Origin of the sequence: Streptomyces sp. NPDC101151 (assembly GCF_044768335.1) — a bacterium.
Lineage (GTDB): Bacteria > Actinomycetota > Actinomycetes > Streptomycetales > Streptomycetaceae > Streptomyces.
Window position 1 is genome coordinate 196,625 of the sequence record NZ_JBIWPP010000007.1, and the last position, 25,059, is coordinate 221,683.

24 protein-coding genes are annotated in these 25,059 nt (G+C 73.1%); 13 read left to right on the plus strand and 11 right to left on the minus strand.

Going from position 1 to position 25,059, the window contains the following annotated elements; translation table 11 throughout:
* Window positions 1-78: 78 nt before the first annotated feature.
* Together ACIRU3_RS16110 and ACIRU3_RS16115 are read right to left on the minus strand one after the other, a co-directional pair.
* Window positions 79-1,080 carry an esterase/lipase family protein gene (locus ACIRU3_RS16110; protein WP_404056585.1) on the minus strand — a complete coding sequence of 334 codons (1,002 nt, stop codon included), beginning with the start codon at window positions 1,078-1,080 and terminating at the stop codon, window positions 79-81.
* Between the two features lie 364 nt (window positions 1,081-1,444).
* Window positions 1,445-2,371, minus strand: coding sequence for a DUF3027 domain-containing protein (locus ACIRU3_RS16115; protein ID WP_404056587.1), 927 nt, complete (start codon window positions 2,369-2,371; stop codon window positions 1,445-1,447).
* Between the two features lie 346 nt (window positions 2,372-2,717).
* On the opposite strand from ACIRU3_RS16115, the gene ACIRU3_RS16120 reads away from it, so the two are divergent.
* The 4 genes from ACIRU3_RS16120 (at window position 2,718) to ACIRU3_RS16135 (ending at window position 6,257) form a co-directional block, all read left to right on the plus strand.
* On the plus strand, window positions 2,718-4,118 hold the full coding sequence (locus ACIRU3_RS16120) for an MFS transporter (RefSeq protein ID WP_404056589.1): 1,401 nt from the start codon (window positions 2,718-2,720) through the stop codon (window positions 4,116-4,118).
* Between the two features lie 63 nt (window positions 4,119-4,181).
* A complete protein-coding gene (locus tag ACIRU3_RS16125) occupies window positions 4,182-4,655 on the plus strand; it encodes a DUF2771 domain-containing protein (RefSeq protein ID WP_404056591.1) in 474 nt (157 codons plus the stop codon).
* Entirely contained in the window at window positions 4,628-5,383 is a 756-nt protein-coding gene (locus ACIRU3_RS16130; protein WP_404056593.1) for a futalosine hydrolase, read from the plus strand. Before ACIRU3_RS16125 ends, ACIRU3_RS16130 begins: the two co-directional genes overlap by 28 nt.
* Window positions 5,373-6,257: a 1,4-dihydroxy-6-naphthoate synthase gene (locus ACIRU3_RS16135; protein ID WP_404056595.1), complete on the plus strand. Its 885-nt coding sequence runs from the start codon at window positions 5,373-5,375 to the stop codon at window positions 6,255-6,257. Before ACIRU3_RS16130 ends, ACIRU3_RS16135 begins: the two co-directional genes overlap by 11 nt.
* A gap of 33 nt (window positions 6,258-6,290) precedes the next feature.
* On the opposite strand, the gene ACIRU3_RS16140 is transcribed toward ACIRU3_RS16135, so the two are convergent.
* Window positions 6,291-6,674 carry a cold-shock protein gene (locus tag ACIRU3_RS16140; protein ID WP_404056597.1) on the minus strand — a complete coding sequence of 128 codons (384 nt, stop codon included), beginning with the start codon at window positions 6,672-6,674 and terminating at the stop codon, window positions 6,291-6,293.
* 174 nt (window positions 6,675-6,848) lie between these two features.
* Between ACIRU3_RS16140 and ACIRU3_RS16145 the strand changes: the two genes are divergently transcribed.
* Window positions 6,849-7,100 carry a hypothetical protein gene (locus tag ACIRU3_RS16145; RefSeq protein WP_404056599.1) on the plus strand — a complete coding sequence of 84 codons (252 nt, stop codon included), beginning with the start codon at window positions 6,849-6,851 and terminating at the stop codon, window positions 7,098-7,100.
* Here the strand turns inward: ACIRU3_RS16145 and ACIRU3_RS16150 are convergent.
* Window positions 7,076-7,714 (minus strand): HAD family hydrolase, encoded by a 639-nt coding sequence (locus ACIRU3_RS16150; RefSeq protein ID WP_404056601.1) that lies wholly within the window; start codon window positions 7,712-7,714, stop codon window positions 7,076-7,078. The genes ACIRU3_RS16145 and ACIRU3_RS16150 overlap by 25 nt on opposite strands.
* A 142-nt stretch (window positions 7,715-7,856) precedes the next feature.
* A complete protein-coding gene (locus tag ACIRU3_RS16155; protein ID WP_404056603.1) occupies window positions 7,857-8,885 on the minus strand; it encodes a hypothetical protein in 1,029 nt (342 codons plus the stop codon).
* 118 nt (window positions 8,886-9,003) lie between these two features.
* Between ACIRU3_RS16155 and ACIRU3_RS16160 the strand changes: the two genes are divergently transcribed.
* The gene (locus ACIRU3_RS16160; RefSeq protein ID WP_404056605.1) at window positions 9,004-11,538 is read left to right on the plus strand and encodes a helicase-associated domain-containing protein; all 2,535 of its coding nucleotides are present in this window, start codon (window positions 9,004-9,006) and stop codon (window positions 11,536-11,538) included.
* A gap of 12 nt (window positions 11,539-11,550) precedes the next feature.
* On the opposite strand, the gene ACIRU3_RS16165 is transcribed toward ACIRU3_RS16160, so the two are convergent.
* On the minus strand, window positions 11,551-12,096 hold the full coding sequence (locus ACIRU3_RS16165; protein WP_404056607.1) for a hypothetical protein: 546 nt from the start codon (window positions 12,094-12,096) through the stop codon (window positions 11,551-11,553).
* Window positions 12,097-12,242: 146 nt separating this feature from the next.
* On the opposite strand from ACIRU3_RS16165, the gene ACIRU3_RS16170 reads away from it, so the two are divergent.
* The gene (locus ACIRU3_RS16170) at window positions 12,243-13,892 is read left to right on the plus strand and encodes a DNA repair helicase XPB (protein WP_404056609.1); all 1,650 of its coding nucleotides are present in this window, start codon (window positions 12,243-12,245) and stop codon (window positions 13,890-13,892) included.
* Here the strand turns inward: ACIRU3_RS16170 and ACIRU3_RS16175 are convergent.
* Window positions 13,844-14,902 (minus strand): glycosyltransferase 87 family protein, encoded by a 1,059-nt coding sequence (locus tag ACIRU3_RS16175; protein ID WP_404056920.1) that lies wholly within the window; start codon window positions 14,900-14,902, stop codon window positions 13,844-13,846. The two genes, ACIRU3_RS16170 and ACIRU3_RS16175, sit on opposite strands and share 49 nt — an antisense overlap.
* Before the next feature lie 162 nt (window positions 14,903-15,064).
* Entirely contained in the window at window positions 15,065-15,247 is a 183-nt protein-coding gene (locus ACIRU3_RS16180; RefSeq protein WP_404056611.1) for a hypothetical protein, read from the minus strand.
* A 282-nt stretch (window positions 15,248-15,529) separates the two neighbouring features.
* Between ACIRU3_RS16180 and ACIRU3_RS16185 the strand changes: the two genes are divergently transcribed.
* Window positions 15,530-17,593 carry a HelD family protein gene (locus ACIRU3_RS16185; protein WP_404056613.1) on the plus strand — a complete coding sequence of 688 codons (2,064 nt, stop codon included), beginning with the start codon at window positions 15,530-15,532 and terminating at the stop codon, window positions 17,591-17,593.
* Window positions 17,594-17,778: 185 nt separating this feature from the next.
* Here ACIRU3_RS16185 and ACIRU3_RS16190 read toward each other — a convergent pair whose 3' ends face one another.
* Window positions 17,779-18,486, minus strand: coding sequence for a copper homeostasis protein CutC (locus ACIRU3_RS16190; protein ID WP_404056615.1), 708 nt, complete (start codon window positions 18,484-18,486; stop codon window positions 17,779-17,781).
* 278 nt (window positions 18,487-18,764) lie between these two features.
* Here ACIRU3_RS16190 and ACIRU3_RS16195 point away from each other — a divergent pair, with 278 nt between their 5' ends.
* Window positions 18,765-19,409 (plus strand): hypothetical protein, encoded by a 645-nt coding sequence (locus tag ACIRU3_RS16195; protein WP_404056617.1) that lies wholly within the window; start codon window positions 18,765-18,767, stop codon window positions 19,407-19,409.
* Between the two features lie 110 nt (window positions 19,410-19,519).
* Window positions 19,520-20,620: a GNAT family N-acetyltransferase gene (locus ACIRU3_RS16200; RefSeq protein ID WP_404056619.1), complete on the plus strand. Its 1,101-nt coding sequence runs from the start codon at window positions 19,520-19,522 to the stop codon at window positions 20,618-20,620.
* A gap of 75 nt (window positions 20,621-20,695) precedes the next feature.
* Here the strand turns inward: ACIRU3_RS16200 and ACIRU3_RS16205 are convergent, their stop codons facing one another.
* Both ACIRU3_RS16205 and ACIRU3_RS16210 read right to left on the minus strand, forming a co-directional pair.
* Window positions 20,696-20,977 (minus strand): DUF4031 domain-containing protein, encoded by a 282-nt coding sequence (locus ACIRU3_RS16205; RefSeq protein WP_404056621.1) that lies wholly within the window; start codon window positions 20,975-20,977, stop codon window positions 20,696-20,698.
* A gap of 7 nt (window positions 20,978-20,984) precedes the next feature.
* Entirely contained in the window at window positions 20,985-21,368 is a 384-nt protein-coding gene (locus ACIRU3_RS16210; protein WP_404056623.1) for a hypothetical protein, read from the minus strand.
* A gap of 55 nt (window positions 21,369-21,423) precedes the next feature.
* Here ACIRU3_RS16210 and ACIRU3_RS16215 point away from each other — a divergent pair, with 55 nt between their 5' ends.
* From ACIRU3_RS16215 to ACIRU3_RS16225, 3 genes are all read left to right on the plus strand, one after another.
* Window positions 21,424-22,329: a MurR/RpiR family transcriptional regulator gene (locus ACIRU3_RS16215; RefSeq protein WP_404056625.1), complete on the plus strand. Its 906-nt coding sequence runs from the start codon at window positions 21,424-21,426 to the stop codon at window positions 22,327-22,329.
* A 137-nt stretch (window positions 22,330-22,466) separates the two neighbouring features.
* Window positions 22,467-23,396 carry an N-acetylmuramic acid 6-phosphate etherase gene (gene murQ, locus ACIRU3_RS16220; RefSeq protein WP_404056627.1) on the plus strand — a complete coding sequence of 310 codons (930 nt, stop codon included), beginning with the start codon at window positions 22,467-22,469 and terminating at the stop codon, window positions 23,394-23,396.
* A gap of 16 nt (window positions 23,397-23,412) precedes the next feature.
* Window positions 23,413-24,903, plus strand: a complete 1,491-nt coding sequence (locus tag ACIRU3_RS16225) for a PTS transporter subunit EIIC (RefSeq protein ID WP_404056629.1) — start codon at window positions 23,413-23,415, stop codon at window positions 24,901-24,903.
* Window positions 24,904-25,059: the final 156 nt, after the last annotated feature.

A 25,059-nucleotide genomic window follows, 5' to 3' on the forward strand; every position in this document is an offset into this window, starting at 1 on the left:
GACGTGAGGACGAAGGTACAGCGCGAGCGGGGTGGCCGGGGCTCGGGCACCGTCGGGCGGCCGGGCGGGCGACGCCCTTCAGCCGCCGAGCACGGGCAGGGAGATGCCGCAGCGGACGGACCGTGCGTGGGCGGGATCGAGGGCGTTGCCCACGAGTTGGAGAGCGTTGGCGTCGTACGTGATCGACACGTGTTCGGAGACGTCCTGGCGGCAGACGTCCTGGACCGTGACGTTGCGGACGGTCGCGCCGGGTCCCGCGGTCAGGAACTGGTGCTGGTAGGGGGTGACGACCTCGTCGTACCGGGTGGCGATGACGGTGTAGTCGACCCCGGGCTGCGTGTCCCCGTCCCGGTCCAGCGTCGTGTTCACCTCGGAGCCGACCAGCTGATCCTCGTACGCCTCCCCGAGGACGAGGGACACGGGCTTGTCGAGACCCAGCTTCGTGGTCAGCGTGCCGATGCCGGAGCCGGTCGTGCCGTGGTTGGACGGCGCCAGGCCGATGAGGCTGTGCACCTTGTTCCGTTCCGGGTGCGCGGGGTCCGTGCCGCCCTCGAACCGCAGATACCAGCGGGGCAGCAGACCGCCGCCCTGGGAATGCCCGACCAGGTCGACCTGGTGGGCGCCGGTGGCCTTCAGGACGCGGTCGACGTAGCCGGCGATCTGCCGGGCGGACACCGGGATGTGCGCGGTGGCCTTGAACGGATCACCGGGCGCCCCGCCGAAGTCGGGGGCGAAGACGCAGTAGCCCGCCTGCTTCAGCCATGGAGCCAGCAGGCTCCAGTCGGCATGGGCGTTGCTCCAGGTCCCGTGCAGCAGGACGACCGGGCGCGGATGCTCGGGCGTGGGCCGGCAGCTCCAGTCGTCGGCCCCGGACGGCGGCGCATCCGGGTGGGCCAGCCCCCCGGCCAACGCCACGGGGAAGGAGAGGATCCGCCCCTGCGGCGGCGGAGGCGCCGGATCGCCGGACGCGGCCGCCTCGCCCTGACCCACGGCCAGCGCCAGGGCGAGCCCCGCACAGACCCCGGCCCACCGGTGACACCGCCGGTTCGACCGCTTTCGGGAAACACTCCGATCCGCCATCGGGCCGCTCCTCGCCTCAAGGCCGGCCGAGCGCCGACGCGGTGATGATCAAGGAGCGGGTTCCGTGCGGCGGCCGACGACGGTGCGCGGCACCCCTTATGGAGCAGCCGTTTCATCCGGTCAGCGGGTCATCCGGTCAGCGGGTCAGCATGTGGGGGGCGAAATATCCGCCCCCTCCCCGACTGCTGCGTGCGCCTGTCTCCACCGGCAACTGGGCTGGCGTGACGCCCTGTTGCACGCTCCACGCTCAGCGCGACGGCACAACCGCAGAAAAGCGCAACAGCGTAGAGCGCGCAACCGCAGACATACGACGGGCCGCGCCGGACGGCCCCGAGGACTTCGTCGGGAGGGCTGACGGGCGCCGCTACGAGTGGCCCAGCTCCGCCGTCTCCTCGTCGCCCGCCTCCGGGACCGAACCCGAGTCGCGGGACGGACGGAGGGGGAACGGGTCGACCCGGGTCTCGTCGATCACCGGAGGGGCCGGCTGGGGCGGCTTCGGCATGACCGCCGCCTCCGAGTGGCCGCCGCAGCCGTACGCCAGGGAGACCACACGGCCGTCGGCCGGGGAGAACTCGTTCGCGCAGACGCCGAAGGCCTGGCCGAGGGAGCCGCCGATGGGGGTGAGGAAGCCGCAGGTCATGCACGTCGCCGGGGCCGCCTGGGCCATCGGCGTCGTGGGGCCGAACCCTTCCTCCCAGCGGTCGGCCGCGCTGTGCAGGCCGTAGCGGGACAGGACCCGGGCGCGACGCAGGCCCAGTTCCTGTGCCAGCGCGGCGATCGAGCCACGGGTGGGGGTCGTCGGCTGGACGGCGGGCGCACCGGGCGTCACATCGGCGTCCTCCGCCTCCGCCAGTTCCGCGATCTCCTCCGACACGACCGAGTTCGGCGGCGGCTCCTCGTCGCCCGTGTAGCCGGGCTCCAGGCGCAGATCCTCCTGGTCGGTGGGGAGCAGATCGCCGGGGCCGAGGTCGCCGGGGCGCAGACGCTCGCTCCACGGGACCCATTCCGGGGCGAGAAGGGCGTCGGGGCCGGGTAGGAGGACCACCTCGTCCAGGGTCACGATCTTCGCACGGGAGGCGCGGGCCACCGTCGCCGCCCAGCGCCAGCCGCGGTAGCCCAGCTCCTTGCACTCGAAGAAGTGCGTGACAACACGGTCGCCCTCGGACACCAGGCCGACGTGCTCACCGACCACACCTGGCGCGGCGGCCTCCTCTGCGGCGGCACGGGCGAGGTCCACGGCCTCGGCACACAGACGGTCGGGGGTGCGGCTTCGCGTTGTCGCTGCGCTCACAGGTATCGCTTCTCTCCTACGCCGTCTGCAATGAGTGCGGCTGCCTCCGGCGGTCAGGCGGACGGAGCGGACCGGGGGACCGCATCAACGTCTGCATCCGACTCGCGCTCGGGCGCACCTCTGCCATCTATTCTGCTTCATGGCCGAGATACGCACGCTACCCCGTCGTGGATGGTCCGGGACAGTCCGGCGCCTCGCGGCGATGATTCCCACCCTCCCACCGGTCCCGATCGGCCGCGAAGCGGCACCGGCAGCCGGCTCGGCCGCCCGGCCGTCAGTCCCGGCCTCCCGTCGGCCCGACTCGCTTGGTTTCAAACCGCACTATCAGGCGTCGTCTCGGGGCACTATGAACGACGTGGCAGCCGCGGACAGGGGGAGCGTTCGAGGTGGCGGTTCGGGCCGGGTCGGCGGTGCCGTCCGCGCGGTGGGGCGTGCCCTGCACTTCCCGGTGACCGGCACCGCGCGCGGGATCCGGAAGGCCACGCACGCCCATGGCGCGGGCGAGTCGGGGCTGGGCAAGCTGATCGAGCTGCACGCGGTGAACGGCGCCGGCGATGTCATGATCACCATCGCGCTGGCCTCGACCGTGTTCTTCTCCGTGCCCACGGACGAAGCGCGGGGGCGTGTCGCGCTCTACCTCGCCATCACCATGGCGCCCTTCACCGTCCTCGCGCCCGTCATCGGGCCGCTGCTGGACCGGCTGCCCCACGGGCGGCGTGCCGCCATGGCCGGGGCCATGCTGGCCCGTGCGCTGCTCGCGCTGATCATCTCGGGAGCCGTGGCCAGCGGGAGTCTGCAGTTGTATCCCGCCGCGCTGGGTGTGCTGGTGGCGTCCAAGGCGTACGGAGTGGTCCGCAGTGCCGTCGTGCCCCGACTGCTGCCGCCCACGTTCTCCCTGGTGAAGGCCAACTCCCGGGTCACCCTCGCCGGGCTCCTGGCCACCGGTGTGGCCGCGCCGATCGGGGCGGGGCTGCACGCAGTCGGGGATCCCTGGCCGCTGTACGGCGCCTTCGTGATCTTCGTTGCAGGCACGTTCCTGTCCTTCTCGCTGCCGCCCAAGGTGGACTCCGCCAAGGGCGAGGACGTGGCCCTGCTCGCGGCCGACGAGCAGCATCTGCACGGGCCGCACCGCAAGCAGCTCAAGCGGCCCGGACTGCGGACCGTGGGACCCGCGGTCACTCACGCCCTCGGGGCCAACGCCGCCCTGCGCTGTCTGTCCGGCTTCCTGATCTTCTTCCTCGCCTTCCTGCTCCGCGAGCACCCGCTGACCGGGGAGAGCGCGGCGGTCTCGCTGGGGATCGTGGGCGTGGCGGCGGGCGCGGGGAACGCCCTCGGCACGGCCGTCGGAGCCTGGCTGAAATCCAAGGCTCCCGAGATCATCATCGTGACCGTCGTCGCCGTGGTGCTCGGTACCTCGATCGTGGCCGCCCTGTTCTTCGGGGCCCTCCTGGTGGCCTGTCTGGCCGCGGTGGCCGGTTTCGCGCAGGCGCTGGCCAAGCTGTCCCTGGACGCGCTGATCCAGCGGGACGTGCCGGAGCTGGTGCGCACCTCGGCCTTCGCGCGCTCCGAGACCCTGCTGCAGGTGGCCTGGGTGTTCGGCGGCGCGATCGGCATCGTGATGCCGCTCAACGGCGCCCTCGGCCTCGTGGTCGCCGCGGCGATCGTGGCCGCCGGCTGGCTGGCCACGCTGCGCGGGCTGCTCGCCTCGGCACGGCACGGCAGCAGGCCGCGAGCGCGAGTGGCGTAACGAAACCGGGCACGCCGCACCCCACATGGGCGGACGGCTCCGGGTGCCCGATAGCCTTCGGCCATGACCACGCTGCAATCCGCCCTGCGACGCCGCCGCGCCGTCGCCGCCGCCGGCGCCGTTTCCGCCGGACTGCTCGTCCTGTCGGCCTGCGACAAGCCGTCGCCCGTCGCGACGATCACCGTAGGCCGAAGCTCGGTCAACTCCGAGGCGCTCTGCTACAACGACGGCAAGGCGCTGGACGCCGAGTCGCTGGCGAAGTGCTCCAAGAAGGCCGGCGACATCGAGTCGATCAAGGTCGACCCGGATCAGACGGTCCGTTTCGGCGTGGACCCGAAGATCGCGGACAACGGCTGGATCGTCCTCGTGAACGGCCGCCAGTTCACCGACAAGAGCATGAAGACCTACACCACCATCCCGGGCAGCGCGTTCTTCAACGTGCAGTACGGCACCCAGGGCAACACCAACACGGTCTCCATCCAGATGGGCGCCAACCCGGCCAAGGGCCTGTGGTCCTTCAAGCTGAAGAAGGCCTGACCACGCCCTCCGTACGCGTCCTCGTAGCCACCGCGGTCCCGGCCGAACGGGACGCGGTGGCACGGGCGTTCCCCGAGCCGGGTGCGCAGATGCGGCTGCCCGGGTGCCCGGGGCTCTCGGTGGTCCGGACGGCTCCCGGACACGACCTCCTGGCCGCCGGTGTCGGGCCCGCCCTCGCCGCCGCCTCCACCGCCACCGCGCTCACCACGGCCGCCCTCGACGGCAGCCCCTACGATCTCGTCGTCTCGGCCGGGATCGGCGGCGGTTTCCAGCCCGGGGCGCCGATCGGCTCGCTCGTCGTCGCCGACGCGATCACCGTGGCCGATCTGGGTGCCGAGACCGCCGACGGCTTCCTCCCGGTCACCGAACTCGGCTTCGGAACCGTCACCCATCGGCCGCCGAATTCACTCGTACGAGGTGTTTCCGAGGCCATCGGCGCACGCCCCGGCACCGTCCTCACCGTCTCCACCGTCACCGGAACCGCCGCCCGCGCCGCCGACCTGCGCGCCCGCCACCCGCATGCCCTCGCCGAGGGCATGGAGGGGTTCGGCGTGGCCGAGGCGGCCGCCGCGCACGGGGTGCCCGTGCTGGAGATCCGCGCGGTGTCCAACCCGGTCGGCCCGCGCGACCGCGCCGCCTGGCGCATCGGCGACGCGCTCGCCGCCCTCACCGAGGGTTTCGGGAAGCTCGCGCCCGCATTGGAGAGTTGGAACCCACATGAGCCCTGAGAGCCGACCGCTGCAGACGGCGTACTCGCCCTGCCCGAACGACACGTTCGTCTTCGACGCCCTCGCCCACGGCCGCGTCCCCGGCGCCCCCGCGCTGGACGTGACCTTCGCCGACATCGACATCACCAACGGCATGGCCGAGCGCGGTGAGTTCGACGTGCTGAAGGTGTCGTACGCCGTGCTGCCGTACGTCCTGGACGAGTACGCGCTGCTGCCCTGCGGTGGCGCGCTGGGGCGTGGCTGCGGGCCGCTGGTGCTGACCCGGGAAGCCGGTGCCGGGGACGCCTCCCACGCTCTCGGCAGCGGGGGAGCGACGGGGCGTACGGTCGCCGTGCCGAGCGAGACGTCGACCGCGTACCTGCTGTTCCGGCTGTGGGCCGCGGACACGCTGCCCGGCGGGGTCGGCGAGATCGTCGTCATGCCGTTCGACGAGATCATGCCGGCCGTGCGGGACGGCAAGGTGGACGCCGGACTCGTGATCCACGAGGCCCGCTTCACGTACCAGAACTACGGGCTGCACAAGGTCGCGGACATGGGCGAGCACTGGGAGCGCAGCACCGGGCTGCCGATCCCGCTGGGCGCGATCATCGCCAAGCGCTCGCTGGGCGCCGAGACCCTGGGCCGGCTCGCCGACGCCATCCGGACGTCCGTACGGGCCGCCTGGGACGACCCCGAGGCCTCCCGGCCGTACGTCATGGAGCACGCCCAGGAGATGGACCCGGCCGTCGCCGACCAGCACATCGGGCTGTACGTCAACGAGTTCACCGCCGACCTCGGCGAGGACGGCTACGCGGCCGTGCGCGGGCTGCTCACACGTGCGGCGGCCGAGGGGCTGCTTCCGCCCCTCGGCCCGGATGCGCTCGCTTTCCCCTAGTCCGGGGCAGACGTCCTCGACGCCTCGGCCGGCTCAGACGTCCAACTGGTCGGCGACCGCGCGCAGCAGGCCCGCGATCTTCTTGCCGGAGGTCTTCTCCGGGTATCGGCCCTTTTCGAGCATCGGCGTGATGTTCTCGAGAAGGGTCGTCAGATCCTGCACGATCGAGGCCAGCTCGTCCGGCTTCTTGCGCTGGGCGGCCGCGACGGACGGCGTCGGGTCGAGCACGGTCACGGAGAGGGCCTGGTCACCGCGCTGACCGGCGACGACGCCGAACTCCACGCGCTGTCCCGGCTTGAGCACATCGACTCCGGCGGGGAGAACCGAGGAATGGACGAAGACGTCACCGCCGTCGTCGCGGGAGAGAAAGCCGAAGCCCTTCTCGCTGTTGAACCACTTGACCTTGCCGGTAGGCACGTCTGTCCTCGTCCTCGTACTCGTCGGAAAACTACTTCGGAAACGGCTCTTGATAGCACGGTGGCGGGTCGACCATGACCCGCCGATACCAAGCGCTACCAAGGCTAATGCTCTTCGAGCGGGTGACAAGACGTCCCCCGGTTGTTCTCTCGCGCTGGGAACTACCCTGGTCCGGTGCCTGACAAAACCCAATCGAATTCCGCCGTGCCCGGCGACCGACTGATCCGCGCCGGTGCCATCGTGTTCTTCATCGGTGCCGTGGCCACCCTCGTCACGGTGGCCCCGCTCTTCCTGGGCGCGAAGCCTTTTCCGACCTACATGTTCGGCCTGAGCATGCTCATGGCTGTCGGCTTCCTCGTCGCCGGGGCCGGTGTGCTGCGGTCGGTGGCCGCCGGCCGCCGTCAGGCGCGGGGCGCCGTGCGGTAGCCGGACAGCCAGGCCGGGAAGGCGGAGAGGTCGTCGAGCACGACATCCGCCCCCGCGGCACGCAGTTCGGCGCCGTCGCACGGCCCGGTGGCCACGGCGACCGACAGCGCGCCCGCCGTACGGGCCCCGCGCACGTCGCCGACGTGGTCACCGACGTACACGCCCGCGCCGTGCGCGCGCAGGGCGTCCGCCTTCTGCTCGGCCCACAGGCCGCCCACCACCACGTCGGGGGCTATGCCGAGGTGGTCCAGGTGCAGCCGGGCGTTCGGCTCGTACTTCGCCGTGACCACCATCGTCCGGCCTCCGGCCGCCCGCACCGCCTCGACCGCCTCCCACGCGCCTGCCATGGCGGGCGTCGCGGCGATCGCGATCGACGGGTACATCCCCCGGTACAGATCGGCGATCGCGGGGACCTCCTGAGCCGGGAACCAGTTCACCAGCTCCTCCGCCAGCGGCGGCCCGAGCCGGGTCACCGCCAGATCGGCGTCGATGTATGTCCCGGTCCGCTCCGCCAGCGCCAGATAGCAGGCATGGATGCCCGGCCGGGAGTCGATGAGGGTCATGTCGAGATCGAAGCCGATGGTGAGGACGGGGGTGGGGGTCATGGGGGACATTGTGCCGGGCGCCCGTGACACCGGGGCCCGGGGGCAAGGGCCCGGGGGCAAGGGCCCGGGGGCAAGGGCCCGGGGGCAAGGGCCCGGGGCAAGGGGACCCGAGACCTGGCTCACCCGTCCTCAGCCACCCCGGACAGAACACCTAGCGCTTCCGCTGGGAGCGCCACACCAGGAACAGGGCCGAGGCGATCGCCGCGCCGCGGACCATCCACGGCCAGGTTTCGGCCAGGGCGTCCTTCATGTGGCCGTGTGCGATGGGGGCACCCCAGCGGCCGTTGTCGCGGCCCCACAGCCAGAGCAGACCGGAGGCGAGCGCCAGGCCCGGCACACCGAGTACGGCCACCTTGGTCTCCGCCTGGGTCAGCCGCCGGGAACCGTAGGCGATCAGCCAGCCCAGGAGCAGCGCGAACCAGTTGCCGAGCACGGCGCCGGCGACCAGCGCGGCGGCGGCCAGCAGCAGCAGCGGGTTGGTCCAGCCTGCGGCCGGGCCCGGGAGGAGACGGCGGGCAGTCTGTGCGGGGGCGGGTGCCTTGCGTGCGAAAAGGCGGCGGCGCAGGGCGGGCCGGGCCGTCTGCTCCGTCACGTCGACCGGCTCTTCCGGCCGGGGCTCCGGCTCCTTCTCCTTTGTCTCCCCCGTTTCCTTCTGGGGCCGTTTGAGCAGGTCGGGGATCTCCACCCCGCCGACGAACCCCGGCACGGCGTCACCGGCCGCGGATCCGAACGGGCTTCCCTCCACCCGCCACCAGTCGGGCCGCATCGCGCTGTCCCCGAGTTCGTGCGCGGGGGCGAGATGCGGCGGGGACGGTACACCGCGCGGGGCGGCCGCCTCCGGCTCGGCGGGGCGTGGCCGGGGTACGACCCTGCGCAGCCCCTTGGGCCGCTCCTCCGGCTCCGGCTCCCGCTGCACCGGCACGGAGGAGGCCGACGGCCGCGGCCCGGCCTCGGTACCGCCTGCCGCCTCGACCACCTCGTCCGGGGTGCCCAGCCGGTCCAGGATGCGGCGCACGGCGGCGGGACTGTCCACCGTCACCTTGGCCCGGCGCCGGTCGATCTCGTTCCGCAGCTCCGACACCAGCCGCATCCGTGTGCCCGACGGCAGCTGCCGCTGCTGAGCGACGTCCCCGACGCGGCTCAGATACTCGTAGACGACCTGGTCGCTCTCGATCCCCACGGAACCCCTCCGGGGCGGAAGCGATGAAACCCCGTTGGACGAAGGTACCGCTTCTTCCCTGTTGCCCGGACCCGCTGTGCCCGCCCCGGCGGATGCGGTGTCGGCTACCGTTGGCCGGATGAGCCCCGAGGCCCACTCAGCCCCCCGGTCCCTGGCGGAAGCGCTCCGCGCGAGGGACGATGCCTCGCTCGCCGCGCTGCTGCGCAGCCGGCCCGATCTCATCACCCCCGTTCCCACCGACCTCACCCAGCTGGCCACCCGGGCCGGCACCCGTGCCTCGGTCCTGCGCGCGCTGGAACGGCTGGACCGGTTCGCGCTGCAGACCGCCGAGGCACTGGCCGTGGCCCCGGACCCGGCGTCGTACGACACCCTGCTCGGCCTGATGGCCGGGGACGCCCGGGACGAGACCGTCGCCGCCGCGCTGCCCCGCGCGGTCGCCACCCTGCGCGAACAGGCCCTGGTGTGGGGCGGCGACGAACGGCTGCGGCTGGTGCGGACCGCACGGGAACTGCTCGCGCCGTCCGCGCAGCACCCCTCCCCCACCGGTCTCGGCCCGGCCGCGCAGGAGGCCACCGCGGGCATGTCCCCGGGGCGGATCCAGGAGATCGTCGCCGCCGCGGGGCTCGACTCGACGCACGACTCGGTCTCCGCCGTGGCCGCGCTCACCGCCCTGTTCGCCCACCGGAAGAAGATGGCCGCGCTGCTCGCCGAGGCACCGGAGGCCGCCCGCGAGGTGCTGTCCCGGCTGGTGTGGGGGCCGCCGTACGGGCAGGTCACCGCCGAACCGGCCGCCCATCTGCGCTGGTTGCTCGACCGCGGCCTGCTGCTGCCCACCGCGCCCGGCACGGTCGTCCTGCCCCGCGAGGTCGCCCTGCACCTGCGTGAGGGCCGCGCCCACCGGGCGCCCGAGCCGCTGCCGCCCGCCGTCGAGCCGGCCGCGTCCCACAGTCCGCAGATCGTGGACGCCACCGCGGCCGGGCAGGCGTACACCGCGCTGGCCACCGTCGAGGAGCTGCTGAAGGACTGGGACGAGGGCGGTCCGGCCGTGCTGCGGTCCGGCGGGCTGAGCGTGCGGGACCTGAAGCGGACGGCCGTCGCCCTCGACCTGCCGGAGCCGGTCGCCGCCTTCTGGGTCGAACTGGCCTACGCGGCGGGCCTGCTCGCCTCCGACGGCGACGCCGACGAGCGGTACGCGGCCACCCCCGCCTACGACGAGTGGCTGGAGCGGCCCGCCCCCGAGCGCTGGGCCCGGCTCGCCGAGGCCTGGCTGGCCGCCACCCGGACCCCGGGCCTGGTCGGCGGCCGGGACGCGAAGGACCATGCGTTGTCCGCGCTCGGCCCGGGACTCGACCGGTCCGCCGCGCCCGAGGTACGGCACCGGGTGCTGACCCTGCTGGCCGCACTCCCGCAGGGCGCCGCCCCCACCACCGAGTCGGTGCTGGCCCGGCTGCGCTGGGAACGGCCGCTGCGCGGTCCCCAGCGCGACGGCGAGGACGACCTGCGCTCACGGCTCGCCCGCTGGACCCTCTCGGAGGCGGAACAGCTCGGCGTCACCGGACGCGGGGCACTGTCCGCACAGGGGCGGGCCCTGCTCGGCGTACCCGCGGCCGCACCGGCCGCCGGCTCCGCTGAGCCCTCCGGACCCGGCGACAAGCTCCCCGTCCACCACCGTCCGGCCGCACCCGTCGAGCCCCTGTCCCGCGCCGAGCAGGCCGTCGCCACCGCTGCCGCGGCCCGGCTCCTCGCGCCCCTGCTGCCCGAACCCCTGGACCACGTCCTCCTCCAGGCGGACCTGACGGCGGTGGCGCCCGGCCCGCTCCAGCGTCCGCTCGCCGACATGCTCGGGGTCCTCGCGGACGTCGAGTCCAAGGGCGGGGCGACCGTCTACCGCTTCACCCCGGCCTCGGTCCGCCGCGCCCTGGACGCCGGCCGGACCGCGGCCGACCTGCACGCCTTCCTCACCGCGCACTCCCGCACCCCGGTCCCGCAGCCGCTGGCCTATCTGATCGACGACGTGGCCCGCAGGCACGGCCATCTGCGGGTGGGCGCGGCCTCGGCGTACGTCCGCTGCGACGACGACGCCCTGCTGAACGAGATCCTCGCCGACAAGCGGGCGGCCGGCCTGCGGCTGCGCCGCCTGGCCCCGACCGTGCTCGCGTCCCCGTCGGACCCGGCCGCGCTGCTGGAGGGCCTGCGCGCGATGGGGTACGCACCCGCCGCCGAGTCCGCCGAGGGCGATGTCCTGATCACCCGGGCCGACGCCCACCGGACCCCGCCGCGCACCGCGCCCGAGCCGGTGCCGGACGGCCCGCCGCCGCCCGACGCCACACTCCTGGCGGCCGCGATCCGGGCGATCCGGGCGGGCGATCTGGCCGCCACCACGCCGCGCAAGTCCTCCGGGACGGCTCTCGCGGGCGGCGAGCTGCCCCGCACCGGCTCCGCCGAGACCCTGGCCACCATGCAGGCCGCCGTCCTGACCGGCGAGTCCCTGTGGATCGGCTACGTCAACGCCGAGGGCACCGCCAGTCAGCGCGTCATCGCCCCGGTCCGCGTCGAGGGCGGCTTCGTGACGGCGTACGACCACACGGCCGACGAGGTACGGACCTATCCGCTGCACCGGGTCACAGGGGTCGCCGAGCTGGCGGAGGAATAGGGCCGGGCCCGGTCAGCAGTTCTTGACGGGAGCGCCCGCGGGCAGACCGAAGTGGTCGCGGGCGGCGGCCTCCAGGCCGGTGGACGCCGCCGTGTCCTCGGGGCCGGGATCGGCGAAGAAGCTGAAGTGGCCCTCCACCCACGTCGCGTTCCCCTCCCCGTCCGGGGCCTTCTCCCGCGACACCACGCGATAGCCGCCGTGCGCACCCGCGTCCCGCTGCAGGCGCACCACCTGCGGGACGTCGGCGCCGCTGCACTCCATGAGAGCGCCCGCCCGCACCCCGTACTCCATGCACAGCGTGGTCACGCCCGCCCGTACGACGCCGTCCCGCTCGTCGAGGTCCCGTGCCTGCGCCCGGCAGAACCAGCGGGCCCGCAGGGCGGGCTCCGTCTCCCCGTACCCGCTGCCCTTCGAGTCGGCCACCAGCCGGGCCTCGATCACCGGCCGCACCTCGCTCCACAGGTGCTCGTCGACGCCCACCGGCCACACCGCCCACGCCCCGGTCGCCACCAGCACCGCCGTGGCTCCCAGGCCGGTCAGCCACCTGCGTACCGACATCGCCCCGAGCTCCTCCCCGGACGCGCCCCCGCGCCGCCTCTGCGGTATCAAGACCCGCGTCGAGGGCACACGGTTGCGCGCCCCGCCCTGATCATCCGCTGGTAGGGCACACTGGAGGTTTGGCCGTGCGGAAGGGAAGTACGTAGGTGAACGGACCGCTGATCGTCCAGTCGGACAAGACCCTGCTGCTCGAAGTCGACCACGAGCAGGCCGGCGACTGCCGTCGGGCCATCGCGCCCTTCGCCGAGCTGGAGCGGGCGCCGGAGCACATCCACACCTACCGGGTCACCCCGCTCGGCCTGTGGAACGCGCGGGCCGCCGGGCACGACGCCGAGCAGGTCGTGGACGCGCTGGTGCAGTACAGCCGCTACCCCGTGCCGCACGCGCTGCTCGTGGACATCGCCGAGACGATGGACCGGTACGGGCGGCTCACCCTCAGCAAGCACCCCGCGCACGGGCTCGTCCTCACCACCACCGACCGGCCGGTGCTGGAGGAGGTGCTGAAGTCCAAGCGGATCGCCCCGCTGGTCGGGGCGCGGATCGACCCCGACAGCGTCATCGTGCACGCCTCCGAGCGCGGGCAGATCAAGCAGACGCTGCTGAAGCTGGGCTGGCCGGCCGAGGACCTCGCCGGGTATGTGGACGGCGAGGCGCATCCGATCGAGCTGCTGGAGGAGGGCTGGGCGCTCAGGCCGTACCAGAAGCAGGCCGTGGAGAACTTCTGGCACGGTGGCAGCGGCGTGGTCGTGCTGCCCTGTGGTGCCGGAAAGACGCTGGTCGGCGCCGGGTCCATGGCGCAGGCGAAGTCCACCACCCTCATCCTCGTCACCAACACCGTCTCGGCCCGGCAGTGGAAGCACGAGCTGGTGAAGCGGACCTCGCTGACCGAGGACGAGATCGGCGAGTACAGCGGGACGCGGAAGGAGATCCGCCCGGTCACCATCGCCACCTACCAGGTGCTGACGACCAAGCGGAAGGGCGTCTACCCGCACCTCGAACTCTTCGACTCCCGGGACTGGGGGCTCATCGTCTACGACGAGGTGCACCTGCTGCCCGCGCCGGTCTTCAAGTTCACCGCCGATCTGCAGGCGCGCCGCCGGCTCGGCCTGACCGCGACGCTGGTCCGCGAGGACGGCCGCGAGTCCGACGTCTTCTCGCTCATCGGGCCCAAGCGGTTCGACGCGCCCTGGAAGGAGATCGAGGCGCAGGGCTACATCGCGCCCGCCGACTGCGTCGAGGTCCGGGTGAATCTCACCGACTCCGAGCGGCTGGCGTACGCGACGGCCGAGACCGAGGAGAAGTACCGCTTCTGTGCCACCACCGAGACCAAGCGGAAGGTCACGGAGGCGATCGTCCGCCGGTTCGCCGGGCAGCAGATCCTCGTCATCGGGCAGTACATCGACCAGCTGGACGAGCTGGGTGAGCACCTGAACGCCCCGGTGATCAAGGGTGAGACGTCCAACGCGCAGCGCGAGAAGCTCTTCGACGCGTTCCGCGAGGGAGAGATCAGCGTGCTGGTGGTGTCGAAGGTCGCCAACTTCTCCATCGACCTGCCCGAGGCCACGGTCGCCGTCCAGGTGTCCGGCACCTTCGGCTCCCGGCAGGAGGAGGCCCAGCGCCTCGGCCGGGTCCTGCGGCCGAAGGCCGACGGCCACCAGGCCCACTTCTACTCGGTCGTCGCCCGCGACACCATCGACCAGGACTTCGCCGCCCACCGCCAGCGCTTCCTGGCCGAGCAGGGCTATTCCTACCGGATCGTGGACGCGGACGAGATCCTGGCCGAGGGCACCGGCTGAGCCGGGAACAGGGCCGCCCCTGCCAGCAGCGCCAGCCCCAGCAGCGGGTAGGGCGAGGCGAGTGGCTGCTGCCACCAGGGCAGGTGCAGGTCGCGTGCGCCCTCGTGGGGGAGCAGCCACAGGGTGCGGGCGGTGAAGAGGGCCGCTGTCAGGGCCGCGAGGCGGATGCGGCCCTCGGCCAGCAGCACCGCGAGGAGCGGTACGCACCACACCCAGTGGTGGGACCAGCTGATCGGTGAGATCAGCAGGGCGGTGAAGGCGGTCAGAAGGATGCCGTGGCTGTCCTGGCGGGCGCGGGCCGCCAGGCACAGGCCCGCCGCGGCCACCGCCACCGCCGGAAGGAGCCAGGCGAACCCCGGTGCCGGGTCGTGCAGGGCGCGTGCGATCAGGCCCTGGAGGGACTGGTTGTCCACGATCCATGCCTTGCCCACCCTTCCGGTCTCGTAGAGGCGCCCGGTCCAGAACTCGGCGCTCGCGGAGGGGAGCAGCAGGGCGCCGAGGAGGACCGTGGCGGTGAAGCCGGCGGCCGCGGTGGCCGCCTCCCGTCTGTCTCCCCTCAGCAGCAGATGGACGACGAACACCGCCGGTGTGAGCTTGATCCCCGTCGCGAGGCCGAGGGCCAGGCCCTTGGTGCGGGTGCCGGGCGGGCGGGTGAGGTCCCACAGGACCAGGCAGGCCAGGGCGAGGTTGATCTGGCCGAACAGGAGCGTCTGGAAGACCGGTTCGAGCCAGAGGGCGAGGGCCGTGCAGGGGCAGAGCAGGGGCAGGGGCAGAGGGCGGGAGGCCAGGCGGGCCGAGAGGGCGACGAGGACGGCGAGCAGGAGCGCGTTGCCCGCCAGGAAGGCCGCCTTCAGGGCCGGGAGGGGGAGCCAGGTGGCCGGGACGAACAGGATCGCCGCGAAGGGCGGGTAGGTCGCCGGGAGCCGCCACTCGGTGACCGTGAAGCCGTACAGATCGCCGCCGTGGGACACGGCCGCGCCCTCGGCCCGGTAGACCAGCAGGTCGGCCATCGGGGCCCGCTGCAGGACGCACAGGGCGGTGAAGGAGCAGAGGGAGACCGCCAGGAGAAGCAGGGAGATCCGCAGGGAGGTCCGCTGTGCGAACCGCGGGGGGAACAGGGCAGGGAGGAAGGGCTTCACCGTCCGTTTCCGCACGGAGGTGACCCTATGCCGTTACTTGTGGTGTATGCCCGCTTCCTCGCCGTACTCGCCGAGGATCACGACGCTGAACGCGGCCTCCACGAACACCTTGACGGCGCGCAGGGCGTTGCCGAGGGGGTGGTGATGGGGGCCGTCCACGGCCGTGGCACCGGACGGGGGTCGGACAGGGGCCGGAGAGATGGTTGCTGCGCTCATGCCTCCATGGTGGAACTTCGGGGGCCCGTCCGGCATCGGTCTCCGGGTCCAATCCCGGAGCCGTTCGGGTAGCCCTCCCGGTGGACCCCCACCCCTACGCCGGGTGGGCCGTGTCCCCTAGGGGACGGAAAACCATTGGCCCGGAACAGGCCACCCGGCCTAGAATCTCCGCTCTTGCCCGCCTCCGCACGGAGTGCCGCCGCCCGGCCGGAAACCGGACGGCACGCGTTGTAGCCAGGTATCCCACGTATCGCACGTATCAGGCCCACCGGAGGCACTGCCTTGTCCACGCCCGCCCACGAACCGCTCGACGGCCCACTCGCCCGGGAGCGCACCCACCTCGCGTCGTCCCGGTCCGCCCTGCGCGCCATGCGCGAGGACGTCGAGGCGCTGGACATCAGCGACGTCACCGCGAACTGGGTCAACGCCGAGGTGCTCGCCCGCCAGATCGACGAGCGCATCAAGGCGCTGGCCGACCTCAGCGACACCCCCCTCTTCTTCGGGCGGCTCGACTACCTGCACGCGCCGGGCGCGCAGCAGGCCGAGGGAGCCGAGGGCGAGCAGTTCTACATCGGGCGGCGGCATGTGCACGACGCCGGCGGCGACCCGATGGTCATCGACTGGCGCGCCCCGGTCTCGCAGCCGTTCTACCGCGCGTCCAAGAAGGACCCGATGGACGTCGCGCTGCGCCGCCGCTTCGGCTACACCGGCGGCGACCTGACCGCGTACGAGGACGAGCACCTGTCCGACCCGGCTGATTCATCGGGGCCCGCCGCCACCAGCAAGCTGCTCCAGCAGGAGATCGAGCGGCCGCGCGTCGGCCCGATGCGGGACATCGTGGCGACCATCCAGCCGGAGCAGGACGAGATCGTCCGCAGCGGACTGGGCGGGACCGTCTGTGTGCAGGGAGGGCCGGGCACCGGGAAGACGGCCGTCGGCCTGCACCGCGTCGCCTACCTGCTGTACGCCCACCGGGAGCGGCTCGCCCGCACCGGCACGCTCGTCATCGGCCCGAACAGGTCCTTCCTCCACTACATCGAGCAAGTCCTCCCGGCACTCGGCGAGCTGACCGTGCAGCAGGCGACCGTGGACGACCTGGTCGCGCATGTGGAGGTGCGGGGCACGGACGACGCGGCCGCCGCGGTCGTCAAGGGAGACGCCCGGATGGCCGAGGTGCTGCGGCGGGCCCTCTACTCCCATGTGACCATGCCGACCGAGCCGGCCGTCGTCGTGCGCGGTTCGCGGCGCTGGCGGGTTCCGGCGTACGAACTGGAGGAACTGGTCCGCGAGTTGCTGGACCGGGACATCCGCTACGGGGCCGCCCGCGAGGCCCTGCCGCAGCGGATCGCGCACGCGGTGCTGGTCCAGATGGAGCGGGCCGGGGAGGCGCCGGACGACCGGGTGCAGGACGCGGTCGCCCGCAACAGCGCGGTGAAGGCGGCCGTGAAGGTGAGCTGGCCGGCCGTGGACCCGGCGAAACTCGTCCTGCGTCTGCTGACGGACGCCGAGTTCCTCGCCGAGCACGCCGAGGGGATCCTGGACGAGGACGAGCAGAAGACGATCCTGTGGACCAGGCCGGTGCGCAGCGTGAAGGCGGCGAAGTGGTCGCCGGCGGACGCGGTGCTGATCGACGAGGCGAGCGACCTGACCCGGCGCACGCACTCGCTCGGCCATGTGGTCCTGGACGAGGCGCAGGACCTCTCCCCCATGCAGTACCGGGCCGTCGGCCGCCGCTGCACCACCGGCAGCGCGACCGTCCTCGGCGACCTGGCGCAGGGCACGACCCCCTGGGCGACCAGGAGTTGGGACGAGGCGCTCGCCCACCTCGGCAAGAGCGAAGGACACATCGAGGAGCTGACGGCCGGCTTCCGCGTCCCCACGGACGTCATCACGTACGCCTCCCGTCTTCTCCCCCACATCGCGCCCGGCCTCACCCCGGTCGCCTCGGTCCGTGAGAACCCCGGCTTCTTCGAGGTCCGTACGGTCACGGAGACGGCCGAAGCGGTCGCCGCCTGCGAGGAGTTGCTCCGCAACGAGGGCTCGACCGGCCTGATCGCGGCCGACGCCCGTGTCCCCGCGCTCGCCGAGGCCCTGACGGCGGCCGGGATCGCCTACCTGGCCCCGGGCGAGGAGACCACCCGCGAGACCCGTCTGACCCTGGTACCGGCCTCCCTCGCCAAGGGCCTGGAGTACGACTACGTGGTCCTGGACGAGCCTCGGGCGGTGGTGGACGGCGAACCCGACGAACGCACTGGCCTGCGGCGCCTGTACGTGGCCCTGACCCGCGCGGTGTCGGGCCTGATCGTGACCCATTCGGCACCGCTGCCCACGCAACTCACCGAGTAGGGCACTGGGCGTCGACCGGCCCGATGAGGATCTCGAGCCCGCGGACTGCGGCTCCGCCGAGGCACAGTTCCGCGTCACCGGCCCGCCGGGCGATGAGCGTGCCTCCGGCGATCGCACGGCCCACCCCGAGTACGGCAAGAGCGGCGGCCTCTCGCTCTGTCTGCACTCTCTCGGGTGAGGAACTCCTAGTCGGCCTCGCCGTCCAGCACCGCGCGCCACTGGGCGACCGCTTCCGCCGAGACCGGCCCCTCCCAGCCCGCCGGCCGGGCCGCGCCCCCGATGTGGAAGGCGTCGATGCCGGCGTGGCGGAGAGCTGCGACATGGTCCAGCCGGAGGCCGCCGCCGACGAGGATCGTCTGGTCGTAGCCGGGCTCGCCCCGTCGGGCCACCTCGGCCACCAGGGTCGGCAGGCCCTCGTCGACGCCGGCGGCGGAGCCTGCGGTGAGGTAGGTGTCCAGGCCGGGCAGGTCGGCGAGCTGCTTGCGCAGGGAGTCGCGGTCGGCGGCCCGGTCGATCGCCCGGTGGAAGGTCCAGCTGCAGCCGTCGAGCGCGGCCACGACCCGCTCCACCGCGGCCAGATCGACGCCTCCGCCGGCATCGAGGAACCCGAGCACGAACTGGTCGGCACCGGCCTTGCGCAGCTCACCGGCCACGCCGACCAGGCGGTCCAGGTCCTCGGGGTCTCCCGCGGCGAACCCGTCCGCCGGTCGCAGCATCACGCGCAGGTCGATGTCGACGGCGGCCCGGATCGCGGCGACGGTGGCGGCCGACGGGGTGAGCCCGTCGGCGGCCATCTCGGTGACCAGCTCCAGACGGTCCGCGCCTCCGGCCTGGGCGGCGACCGCGTCCTCGACGCCGAGGGCGATCACCTCCAGGACTGCACGCTTGCTCATGGCACCCCATTCATCGGCCGACTACAGGTCTAGTCCAATTCAAGACTACGCCTGCCCCGCGACGACCCCGTCCACCCCTCCTCACCCGAAGATGTTCATTTCCCCTCCGCCGCGCCCGCCTGCGGCCCCGTCCGGCGGCCGCCCCGACTGCAGCCGTCCGGGGAATCGGGGGTCACGTCCTTCCCCTGCGTGAACCATGGGGCCACGCGAGAGGCCCGGGCCGGCACCCGTCGGAAAGGAATTCGCCGCCGGTCGCACAAGAACGGAAGAATGAGGCCATGGCCGACCTCGACGCCCTGCGCCTCCGCTTCGCCCGCGCCCTGGAGGGAGCCCGCGCCCCCGGCACCGGACCCGATCCCGCTCCCTACGCCGACGCCCTGCTCACCCGCTGGCAGGAACCGCAGCGCCGCTATCACACCCTGACCCACCTCACCGCGGTCCTCGACCACGTCGACGAGCTGGAGAAGTACGCGGCCGACCCGGACGTCGTACGCCTGGCCGCCTGGTTCCACGACGCGGTCTATCTGCCGGACCGCTCCGAGAACGAGGAGCGCTCCGCGCACCTCGCCGAACGGGCCCTGCCGGAGGCCGGCGTGCCGGCGGAGAGGACGGCCGAGGTCGCCCGCCTGGTCCGCCTCACCGTCACCCACGACCCCGCCGCCGACGACCGCGACGGCCAGGTCCTGTGCGACGCCGACCTGGCGATCCTGGCCGCGCCCCCGTCGGCGTACGCCGTCTACACGGCCGAGGTCCGCGAGGAGTACCACTTCGTACCCTCCGACGCCTTCCGCGAGGGCCGCGCATCGATCCTGCGCCAACTCCTCGGCCTGGACCGTCTGTTCCGCACGCCGTACGGGCAGGAGCACTGGGAGCCCACCGCCCGCTACAACCTCGCGGCGGAGCTGGACATGCTGTCGGCCTGACGCGCCCCCGAGCGCTCCACAACTCCCTGCGCCGGCGGAGCAGTCGATGCCCTCGCCACCGAGCCGGAAATGCTGTCGCCCCGAAGGGACCCGCGCCCTAGGGTTCGCCCATGCGACCGATAAGCGGGGACGATGTGATCGCGGCCGTCGAAGGCTGCGTGACCGCACTGGGCACTGCGGTGGACCGGGACTGGAAGGGCGTCAGGGCCGGTGGGCTGGAGTGGAGTTGCCGCAGGACGGCCGAGCACATCGCCGACGACATGATCGGCTACGCCGGCCGGCTGGCCATCGGCGCCCAGGGCCGCCTCCCCTACGGCGTCACGGTCACGGAGGACGCGGGCAACGCCGGCGTGCTGGACGTGATCCGGTCGACCGCCGCCCTGCTCGCCACCACGGTCCGCGCCGCCCCGCGCGGGCTGCGCGCCTTCCACCCGTACCCCTTCGGCAGCGCCGACCGCGAGGGCTTCGCCGCCATGGGCGTCGCCGAGGTACTGCTGCACACCCATGACATCGCCCGGGGCCTCGGCATCGCCTACGAGCCGTCCGAGAACCTCGCCGAATCCGTCCTGACCTGGCTCTTCCCGCACGTACAGCCCGGCCCCGCGCCCTGGCCCACCCTGCTGTGGGCGACCGGCCGCGGCGAGCTGCCCGGCCGCGCGCCGGTCACCGAATGGCGCTGGCGGAACAACCTCGTCATCCCCGCCGAACGCCTCACCCTGGTCGGGGTCCGCCCGGCCGCCGCCCGCGATCTCCGCCTCGGCGGTGACGGCGGCTTCGAGTGGATCGACGGCGGTCCGTACGAGGGCACCCGGGAGGCCTCCGGCTTCCTGGTGAAGGCGTACGAAGCGGGCGTGCACCGGGCCGAGTTCGGTGTCTTCGTCCTCGTACGCCACGAGGACGGCCGCGCCATCGGCGGCATCGGCTTCCACGGTGTCCCGGACGAGGAGGGCCGCGTGGAGATCGGTTACGACCTCGTCGAGGGTGCCCGCGGCCAGGGCTACGCGACCGAGGCCCTGCGCACGCTGACGGAGTGGGCCCGGGCCCGGGACGACGTCGACACGGTCTTCGCGACCATCGAGGGCGACAACCTCCCCTCGCAGCGCGTGGTGTCCCGGGCGGGATTCACCCGGGCGACCGTGGAGGAGGAGCGGACCGCGCACGAGGAGCACGGCATGGACAGCGAGCTGCAGCTCCACATCCGCCGGAGCTGAGCCCGTTCCGGCCGAGGAGAGGCCCGACGTCCCTCACGGTCCCGCCCGGCCGAGCCGCGGAGCCGCTCGCCTCCCTCAGTCGCGCCCCGACGGAGCCGGCCGCCCCTTGGGGCGCCGCAACCCCGCTCGGGTGAGTCTGCGGACCAGTTCCTTGGAGCCGATCTCCACCGCCCCGGCGGCCACGGCGTCCGCGTACCGGTGCGACGGGAGGTCGTAGTGGTCGCGCTCGAAGGCCCGGAACGGTACGCCCAACTCCGCGGCGAACAGATGCAGTTCGTCGTACGAGACATCGCTGACCAGGTGCGACCACATCCGTCCGTGGCCGGGCCAGGCCGGCGGGTCGATGTACACCGTCACGGGCGCCTCACGAGGACTTCGTCCCGCCCGTCGCCCGCCCCAGCGAACCCACCGAGGCCACCTTCACGCCCGCCTTGTGGCACACCCAGTGCGGGTCGGGTCCCAGTTCCGGCTCCACGTCCAGCGCGTGCGGGTCGCCCGAGCCGCACACCGGGCACAGTGGCCAGCGGCCGTACCGCTCCAGCAGCGCGTCCTGTACGTCCTGCGCGATCAGCCCGGCCACGAACTCGACGCCGTCCGGCCACTGCTCGACCCACCAGCGCCGCTGCGCCACGGAGTCCTCGACCAGGGAGACCACATCGGCCTCGGCGACATCGCCCGCGACCAGGTCGGCGAGCACCAGCGCACGCGCGGCGTGCAGCGCCTGCTCAAGCGGGGTTGGGGACTCCATGGTCCCATTGTGCGCACTCTTGACCGCGAGACCGAACCGAAAATATCTTTCAGTGGTGACCCAGAATGTGAAGGAAATTTTCGGCGGCCCCGGCGGCTCGCTCGCCGCCAAGGTGCGCACCCTCGCCCCTTCCATGACGCGGTCCATGCAGCGCGTCGCCGAGGCGGTCGCGAACGACCCGGCCGGCTGCGCCGCTCTCACGGTCACCGGCCTCGCCGAACTGACCGGTACGAGCGAGGCGACGGTGGTACGCACCGCCCGCCTGCTCGGCTACCCCGGCTACCGCGACCTGCGCCTCGCCCTCGCCGGGCTGGCCGCGCAGCAGCAGTCCGGCCGCGCGCCGGCCATCACGACGGACATCGCGGTGGACGACCCCATCGCCGACGTCGTGGCCAAGCTCGCCTTCGAGGAGCAGCAGACCCTCGCCGACACGGCCGCCGGACTCGACACCGCCCAGCTGGGCGCGGCCGTCGTCGCGCTCGCCGGCGCCCGCCGCACCGACGTGTACGGCATAGGTGCGTCCGGTCTGGTCGCCCAGGACCTCACGCAGAAGCTGCTGCGGATCGGGCTCATAGCCCACGCGCACAGCGATCCGCATCTCGCGGTGACCAACGCGGTGCAGCTGCGGCCGGGCGATGTGGCGATCGCGATCACGCACTCCGGTTCGACGGGCGACGTCATAGAGCCGCTGCGGGTCGCCTTCGAGCACGGAGCGACCACCGTCGCCATCACCGGGCGGCCCGACTCGCCGGTGACGCAGTACGCCGACCATGTGCTGACCACGTCGACCTCCCGCGAGACGGAGCTGCGGCCCGCGGCGATGTCCTCCCGGACGAGTCAGCTGCTGGTGGTGGACTGTCTGTTCGTCGGGGTCGCCCAGCGGACCTACGAGAGTGCGGCTCCGGCTCTGGCGGCGTCGTACGAAGCGTTGGCCCATCGGCACCGGAGCGCTCCGCGATAGACCGTAGGACTGACTTGTTGTGGGGATCTGCGCGCCCGTCGTGGCCGGACGCGCCCCGCGGCGAAGCCGCACATGGAGCAGAGCCCCGCGCCCCTTCAGGGAACTGCATCACCCCCCACTGGAAAGAGCCGTTCTTCATGACTTCCACGCCTCGTCGTCTTCAAAGTGAACTCGCCTCGCTGACCACCGAAGCCTTCCGGCCGGAACTCTCCGAGATCGACCGCCTTCCCACCCTCGACATCGCCCGCCTCATGAACGGCGAGGACGCGGGGGTGGCCGCCGCCGTCGCCGCGCGGCTGCCGCAGATCGCCGCCGCCGTCGACGCCGTGGCCGACCGCATGGCCCGCGGCGGACGTCTGATCTACGCCGGTGCCGGCACCGCGGGCCGGCTCGGCGTCCTCGACGCCTCCGAGTGCCCGCCCACCTTCAACACCGACCCGGCCCAGGTCGTCGGCCTGATCGCGGGCGGCCCCGAGGCCATGGTCACCTCCGTCGAGGGAGCGGAGGACTCCGAGGAGCTGGCCCGAGCGGACCTGGACGCGCTGAAGCTCGGCCCTGACGACACCGTCGTGGGCATCTCGGCGTCCGGCCGCACCCCGTACGCCATCGGCGCGGTCCAGCACGCCCGCGCGCTCGGCGCCCTGACCATCGGCCTGGCCTGCAACGAGCACAGCACGCTCGCGGCCGCCGCCGAGCACGGCATCGAGGTCGTCGTCGGCCCCGAGCTGATCACCGGCTCGACACGGCTGAAGGCGGGCACGGCCCAGAAGCTGGTGCTCAACATGCTGTCGACGATCACGATGATCCGCCTGGGCAAGACCTACGGAAACCTGATGGTCGACGTCCGCGCCTCCAACGACAAGCTCCGGGCCCGCTCGCGGCGTATCGTCGCGCTGGCCACGGGAGCCTCCGAGGAGGAGATCGAGCGGGCGCTCACCGAGTCGGGCGGCGAGGTGAAGAACGCCATCCTGGCCATCCTGGCCGGCGTCGACGGCCCGACGGCCGCCCGCCTTCTGGAGGAGTCCGGCGGCCGTCTGCGTGCCGCGCTGGCGATCGCGGGCCCCTGACCCGCACGCTCGGGGCGTGCGCAATGACCCCGCCTCCACCGCAGCCGCCGTCCTCTCCCGGGTCGGCGGCCCCGCGAACGTCATGTCCGTCGCCCACTGCATGACCCGGCTCCGGCTGGGCGTCGCGGATCCCGCGGCGGTGGACGAGGAGGGACTGCGGGGGCTGCCCGGGGTGCTCGGGGTGGTGGTGGACGGGGAGTCGTCCCTGCAGGTCGTGCTGGGACCGGGGGTGGTCGTCGCGGTCACGGCCGCGGTGCAGGCCCGGCTCGCGGAGGGCACGCCCGCTGTACGAGCCCAGGCGGCCGAGGACACGGCCGCGCTGGGGGCCGCCCCCTCCGGGCGACCCGGCGACGCGGGCGGGCACCCCGGCGACGCGGCCGACCAGCCCGGCGAGCCGGGCAACAGGTTCAAGGAGCGGCTCCGGCAGCGCAACGCCACCCCCTTCAAGAGCGCCCTGCGCCGCATCGCCGCCGTCTTCGTGCCGCTCATCCCCGCGCTGATCGGCTGCGGCATCCTCGCCGGGCTGGGCGGGCTGCTGGCGAACGCCGGCCTGCTGCCCGGCCTGACCCCGGCCCTGGCCGCCGTCGCCTCCGCCTTCATGGCGCTGATCGCGGTGTTCGTCGGACACAACACGGCGAAGGAGTTCGGCGGCACGCCCGTGCTGGGCGGTGCGGTGGCGGCCGTGGTCGTCTACCCGGGCGTGGCCAAGGTGACGGTGTTCGGGACGCAGCTGACCCCCGGCCAGGGCGGGGTGCTCGGCGCGCTCGCGGCGGCCCTGCTGGCGGTGCGGGTGGAGAAGTGGTGCCGGGGCCGGGTGCCCGGAGCGCTGGACGTCCTGCTCACCCCGACCGTCACCGTCCTCGTCTCCGGCCTGGTCACGCTGTACGGGCTGATGTACGCGGCCGGCGTGGTCGCCACGGCGATCGGGACGGCGGCGAACTGGCTGCTGGCCACGACCGGAGCCGCGGCCGGACTGGTCCTCGGCGGCCTGTTCCTCCCCCTCGTCATGCTGGGCCTGCACCAGGCCCTGATCCCCATCCACACCACCCTCATCGAACAGCAGGGCTACACGGTCCTGCTCCCGCTGCTGGCCATGGCGGGCGCGGGCCAGGTGGGCGCGGCGCTGGCGGTGTACGTCCGCCTGCGCCACGACACCTCGCTGCGGACGACGATCAGGTCCGCGCTCCCGGCGGGGCTGCTGGGCGTGGGCGAGCCGCTGATCTACGGGGTGTCCCTGCCGCTGGGCCGGCCCTTCGTGACGGCGTGCGCGGGCGGGGCGGCCGGCGGGGCCTTCGTCGGATTCTTCGCGATGCTCGGGGACAAGGTCGGGGCGACGGCCATCGGCCCCTCGGGCTGGGCCCTGTTCCCCCTGCTGGCGGGGAACAGGGGCCCGGGGATGGCCGCGGCCGTCTACGGCGGCGGCCTGCTCACCGGATACGCGGTGGGGTTCGCGGCCACCTACCTCTTCGGCTTCACCCGCCGCTCCCGCACGGCCGCCTCGATGTGACATACCGTCAGATCTGGTGCCGCCGGCTCAGGGATCCCGGGTCCGGGCGGTCATGGAGACGGGCCGGGCTGCGGCCCGTCCCCGGTTCTTCGCCCACCTCATGGCCGCGTTGAGCGGTACGGCGACCGAGCCACGGGGCGCGGGTGGCAAGCTGGA